Annotated in this window: 3 protein-coding genes; 2 read left to right on the top strand and 1 reads right to left on the bottom strand. The window is 66.1% G+C overall.

Annotated elements, in window-relative coordinates; genetic code table 11:
* Both DBR23_RS04880 and DBR23_RS04885 read left to right on the top strand, forming a co-directional pair.
* On the top strand, positions 1–3,026 hold a 3,026-nt coding region (locus tag DBR23_RS04880), incomplete at its 5' end, for a response regulator (RefSeq protein WP_108497494.1).
* Positions 3,019–4,209, top strand: coding sequence for a two-component system response regulator (locus tag DBR23_RS04885; RefSeq protein ID WP_056062707.1), 1,191 nt, complete (start codon positions 3,019–3,021; stop codon positions 4,207–4,209). The genes DBR23_RS04880 and DBR23_RS04885, both read left to right, overlap by 8 nt.
* 101 nt (positions 4,210–4,310) lie before the next feature.
* On the opposite strand, the gene bioB is transcribed toward DBR23_RS04885, so the two are convergent.
* Complete coding sequence (gene bioB, locus DBR23_RS04890; RefSeq protein WP_108497495.1) at positions 4,311–5,354, bottom strand: biotin synthase BioB; 1,044 nt, start codon at positions 5,352–5,354, stop codon at positions 4,311–4,313.
* Between the last annotated feature and the right edge of the window lie 44 nt (positions 5,355–5,398).

Genomic DNA, 5,398 nt, shown 5'->3' on the forward strand with positions numbered 1-5,398 from the left:
CTATTGCGGCGGTGCAGTACAGCCAGTACCGCAGCGTGGAGGCCGTTATGCGGCGCGGCGATGTGAATGCGCTGTGGTCGTTCTTGCAGCTCAATGTGGAATATGAAAAGCTGGACCATGCGCTGCACCAGTTCGAGCTGGACCCCACCAGCATCACCATGGACCGGCTGGAGCTGCGGTATGACCTTTTCCTGAGCCGATTCAGCGCCTTGGAAAGCGGCACCTCGCGCACGCTGATGCAGGACGAGCCCATCTACAGCAATGCGCTGGCCGCCCTGCAACGGTTTGTGGCAGCGGGCGACAGCTACTTTGGCGCCAGTGTGGATGCACTCTCCAGCCAGACCAACATGCGGCGCCTGCGCACGGAGTTGGACGGCCTGCGTGAAACGGTGCAAGAGCTGTCGCTCAGTGCGTCGCGCGTGTCGGCCCTGCTGGGCGACTCCCGCAACGCCGAGGTCAAACACCAGACTTTGCTGACCACCGGGCTCACTGCATTCCAGGCCCTGCTTACGTTCTTGCTCGCTTTTGCGATGGCGCGGCAGTTCCTTCAGCGCGAAAAGGCGACGGCCCAGGCCATGGCGGCGCAGAACGAGCTGGTCGATGCCCTCAAGCGCAACGAGGAGGTGCTGGAAGCGCGCGTGGCCGAGCGCACCGTGGAGCTGCAAAAAGTCAACGCAGCCCTGCGCGAACATGAGGACGAGCTGGAGATTGCCCGCGCCCGTGCGGAGGACGCCTCGCAGATGAAGTCGGACTTCCTGGCCAACATGAGCCACGAGATCCGCACCCCCATGAACGCGGTGATCGGCATGAGCCACCTGGCCCTGGGCACCGACCTCACACCGCGCCAGCGCGACTATGTCGAAAAGATCCAGCGCTCCGGCCAGCATCTGCTCGGCCTGATCAACGACATCCTGGACTTCAGCAAGATCGAGGCGGGCAAGCTCGAAGTGGAGGTCGTGGACTTTGACCTGCGCGGCGTGCTGGACAACGTGGCCAACCTGGTCAGCGACAAATGCGCGCACAAGGGTCTGGAGCTGCTGTTCGATGTGGACCCGGCCCTGCCCGACGACCTGCGCGGCGACCCGTTGCGCCTGGGGCAGATCCTGGTGAACTACGCCAACAACGCCGTCAAATTCACCGACAAGGGCGAAATCATCGTGCGAGTCACCGAAACCTCGCGCGACGACACCGGAGTCCTGCTGCGCTTTGAGGTGCAGGACACCGGCATCGGCCTGACTTCTGAGCAGCAGTCGCGGCTGTTTCGCTCGTTCGAACAGGCCGACACCTCCACTACGCGCAAATACGGTGGCACCGGGCTGGGGCTGGCCATCTCCAAGAAGCTGGCTGGCTTGATGGGCGGCGAAGTGAGGGTACAAAGCCAGCCGGGGGTGGGCAGCACCTTCTGGTTTACCGCCCGTCTGGGGCTGGGCAACCCCAGCCATGCCCCCCTGCTGCCCACCCCCGACCTGCGCGGGCGGCATGTCTTGGTGGTGGACGACAGCGAGCAGGCCCGGCATATCCTGGGCGAGATGCTGGCGCGCATGAGCTTTGCCGTCACCACAGCCTCTTCCGGCGAGGAGGCGGTGGCCCAGGCCCGCGCCGCCGAACAGGCCGGTCGCCCCTGCGAGATCGCATTCGTGGACTGGAAGATGCCCGGCATGGACGGGTTTGACACCCACCGCGCACTTGCCCGCCTGCAGCACCCGCCACTCACGGTCATCGTGACCGCAGCAGGCCGCGACGATGTGCAAAGCGAACTGGAACGCGCCGGGCTGCAGCTGATGCTGTCCAAACCCGTCAGCCCCTCGCAACTTTTTGATGCCGCCATGCAGGCGCTGGGCGGGCAGGTCCGGTCGTCCGACGGGCGTGGCACACAAACATCCCGGCGCGCTGCGCACCTTTCCGCCATTGCTGGCGCACGGGTGCTGCTGGTGGATGACAACGACCTGAACCAGCAGGTGGGCGCCGAGCTGCTGAGCGGCGCTGGCCTGGTGGTGGACGTGGCCCAGAACGGGCAGGTGGCGCTGGACATGCTCGCCCAAGCCCCCTACGACCTGGTACTGATGGACATGCAAATGCCCGTGATGGACGGCCTGACCGCCACCAGGCACCTGCGCCAGAACCCGTCCTGGGCCCAGCTGCCCGTGGTGGCCATGACGGCCAACGCCATGAGCCGCGACCGTGACCTGTGCCTGGAAGCGGGTATGAACGGCCACCTGGCCAAACCCATCGACCCGGACGAACTGTTTGCTGCCCTGCTGCAATGGATTGCACCCCGAGCCACAGGTGCGGACGAGGCTGACCGCGAAGGCGGAGACCCTCAGGGGCAGCCAGCTAGCGCCCCTTCCAACTCCGACACAGCGTCCCGCTCCACAGCCGCGCTTCCCGCCGATGACACACTGCGCCGCATCCCAGGGCTCGACGTGACCGCCGGCCTGCGGCGCGTGCTGGACAAACGGCCTGCCTACGAAGGCCTGCTGCGCAAGTTTGTGGCGGGGCAAGCGCAGGCGGTCCAAGCCACCCGTACTGCCCTGGCTGCCGGGCTGCACGACGAGGCCCAGCGCGCCATGCACACGCTCAAAGGCACGTCCGGCACCATCGGCGCCACCGCACTGGCAGCCCTGGCGCAGCGTGCGGAAGAAGCCATCGCCCAGAAGGCCTCGCCCGAGCTGGCAGAGCCACTGCTGGAGCCCGTGGAAGCGGCTTGCCAGGCGCTGGTCATGGCGCTGCAGCAGGCCCTGCCCGCAGAGGAGGTTGCGGGCGCGGACGCTGCGCCTGGCCTGCAGATCGACGCCTCCTCTGCGCGTGCGCTGGTGGCGCAGCTTGACGCACTGCTGTCCGACGACGATTCCGACGCCATTGAAATCTTCAGGCAATCCACGCCCACCCTGCAGGCCCTGCTGGGGCCGGCATATGGCCAGATGAAGCGGTCGCTGGACAGCTACGACTTTGTGGAGGCACTGGCCATACTGCGCCAGGCCCCCGAGGCGCACAATGACAACAAGGAGGACCCGGTCCATGAATAGCCCATTCGCACCCAGCGGCAAATGCACGGTGCTGGTCGTAGACGACACGCCCGACAACCTCTCGCTGATGAGCGACCTCCTGCGCACCGACTACAAGGTCAAGCTTGCGCCCAGTGGCGAGCGCGCCCTGCAGATTGTGGCGGGCGACAGCAAGCCCGACCTGATCCTGCTGGACATCATGATGCCGGACATGGATGGCTACGAGGTGCTGCGCCGCCTGCAATTCAACCCCGACACCGAAGACATCCCCGTCATCTTCCTCACCGCCATGAGCGCGGCCGATGACGAAAGCATTGGCCTGGAACTGGGTGCGGTGGACTACATCACCAAACCCATCAACCCGGCCATCGTGATGGCCCGGGTGCGCAACCACCTGCAGCTCAAGCGCGCGCGCGACTTCCTGGCCCAGCACAACCACTTTCTGGAGCAAGAGGTCGCCAACCGCACCCGGGCGATGGCCGAGCTGCAGGACGCCACGATCCGCGCCATGGCCTCGCTGGCTGAAACGCGCGACAACGAAACGGGCAACCACATCCGGCGCACGCAGCACTACATGGAAGCGCTGGCCCGCCACCTGCAAAACCACCCGCGCTTCAAGGACGAGCTGACCGACGCCGCCATCGAGACCATCTTCAAGTCCGCCCCGCTGCACGACATCGGCAAGGTGGGCATTCCCGACCGCATCCTGCTCAAGCCCGGCAAGCTCACGCCGGAAGAGTTCGAGATCATGAAGACGCACACCACCCTGGGGCGCGACGCCATCATCGCGGCCGAGACGGGGACCACACAGGACAACCCGTTTTTCCGGTATGCCAAGGAGATCGCCTACAGCCACCAGGAGAAATGGGACGGCTCGGGCTACCCCGAAGGCCTGGTGGGCAACACCATCCCGCTGTCTGCACGGCTCATGGCCGTGGCCGACGTGTACGACGCACTGATTTCCGAACGCGTCTACAAGCCCGCGTACTCCCACGAGCAGGCGGTCGAGATCATTCGCGACGGCCGGGGCAGCCACTTCGACCCCGACATGGTCGATGCCTTCCTGACCCTGTCCGAGGAGTTCCGGCGCATTGCCCAGCAGTTTGCCGATGCCGAGCCAGCACGGCTGGCCCAGGTGGACCGCCTGGCCGCCGATCTGCCCATGGAGCGCATCGAACTGACCTCGCGCGAAGAGCCGCTCTGAATGGCTGTGTCCCGCGCCTTACCGTAGCGCAGCACTGAGGCACGGCATTCGGTGGCGCCGCAGCGGGCTCCAGCAGAAGCACGCCGCCGCGTCGGGGGGCATCAAGCGCTGTGGCTGTGCCCGTCGAGGGTGGTGGTCGTTGTGCGGTGGCCGTTCAGCCCCAGCTTGGCCAGTAGTTGCACATCGGCCTCCACATCGGGGTTGCCCGTCACCAGCAGCTTGTCGCCATAAAAGATGGAATTGGCCCCGGCCATGAAGCACAGCGCCTGCACGGCGTCACCCAGTTGCTGGCGCCCCGCCGACAGGCGCACGCGCGCCTTGGGCATGGTGATGCGGGCCACCGCAATCACGCGCACAAAGTCGAACGGGTCGATGGGCTCGCTGTCGGCCAAAGGCGTTCCAGGCACGCGCACCAGGCTGTTGATGGGCACCGACTCAGGGTACGGCTGCAGGTTGGCCAGCTGCGCAATCAGGCCCGCACGGTGCACGGGCGCTTCGCCCATGCCCACGATGCCGCCGCAGCACACGCTGATGCCTGCGCTGCGCACATGCTGCAGCGTGTCCAGCCGGTCCTGGTAGGCGCGGGTGCTGACCACATCGGTGTAGTACTCGGGCGCGGTGTCCAGGTTGTGGTTGTAGTAGTCCAGCCCGGCGTCTTTCAGCGCCTGCGCCTGGTGAGATTCGAGCATGCCCAGCGTGGCGCAGGTCTGCAGGCCCAGGCCCTTCACCGCGCCAATCAGGGCGCTGACTTTTTCAATGTCGCGGTCTTTGGGCGCACGCCAGGCGGCACCCATGCAGAAGCGCGTGGCGCCCGCGTCCTTGGCGGCCTGGGCGGCGCGCACCACCTCGTCCACCTCCATGAGCTTGTCGGCCTTTACCCCGGTGTCGAACTCAGCCGCCTGCGGGCAATAGCCGCAGTTTTCTGGGCAGCCGCCGGTCTTGACCGACAGCAGCGTGGCCAGCTCGATGTCGCCCGCAGGCCAATGCTGGCGATGCACGGTTTGTGCCTCGAACAGCAAGTCCATCAGGGGCTTGTCGAGCAGCGCCTGGATGGCCTCCACCGACCATTCTCCCTGCACAACCGGCGCAGAGACGGGGCGATGGACCTGGATGGGCTGCGGGGCGGAGAGGGTTGCGTTGGCCATGGGTGGGGTCCTTTCAAGAGCCTGCTGCTGCAAGCACCAGGCAT

This window comes from Acidovorax sp. HMWF018, assembly GCF_003061035.1.
GTDB lineage: Bacteria > Pseudomonadota > Gammaproteobacteria > Burkholderiales > Burkholderiaceae_C > Acidovorax > Acidovorax delafieldii.